This window comes from Bartonella sp. AA83SXKL (assembly GCF_042196965.1).
GTDB lineage: Bacteria > Pseudomonadota > Alphaproteobacteria > Rhizobiales > Rhizobiaceae > Bartonella.
The window spans coordinates 1-531 of the sequence record NZ_JBHIRG010000351.1 but is presented as its reverse complement, the minus strand read 5'-3'; the positions used below and the strand labels follow the sequence as shown (position 1 = coordinate 531).

Annotated in this window: 1 pseudogene; it reads right to left on the bottom strand. The window is 42.7% G+C overall.

Annotation, left to right across the window (positions count from 1 at the left end):
• Positions 1-531: pseudogene (locus ACFINO_RS11580) on the bottom strand (filamentous hemagglutinin); the annotation flags it as partial.

Sequence of the window (531 nt, the reverse complement as noted above, 5' to 3'; positions counted from 1 at the left end):
CAAATCTTTTGCTTCTTGTGTTGAATTGGTCAAACCCCAAAAGTTATTTTCCATAAACTTCTGATAGCCCGCGACCAAAAGTTCTGAGATAGCAGAATCGGCTTGAGGGAACACAACAAAATAAAGCGGTGCATTTTTATCCTTCGCATGTTGAACCGCATAAACAGCGGCTTCCTCTGGTGGAGTAAAGATGCCATTAAAGGACACATGCACCTTGCCATCAGCACCCTCTTGTAAATGCTGCTTTTCTTCATCCGTTAAATAATGTGCGTGAGGTATTGGTTGTCCACGAGCGTCTGTGATATACTGTCCATTTGCATCTATTTCATAGATTATATTACCCTTTTCATCACGGTCGACCACGGCAATGGGGTGCTCTTTAATAAACATGGTTTTATAGGAATCATCGCTGTATTTAAACCCCTCTTCTAAGAGTTGCGTTACCATTTCACGGTTTTCATGGACGATTTGTTCCAGCTTGCCTACATCGAGCTGTTGTACACCCTTATGGGCGCTAGCAGTATCCCGATT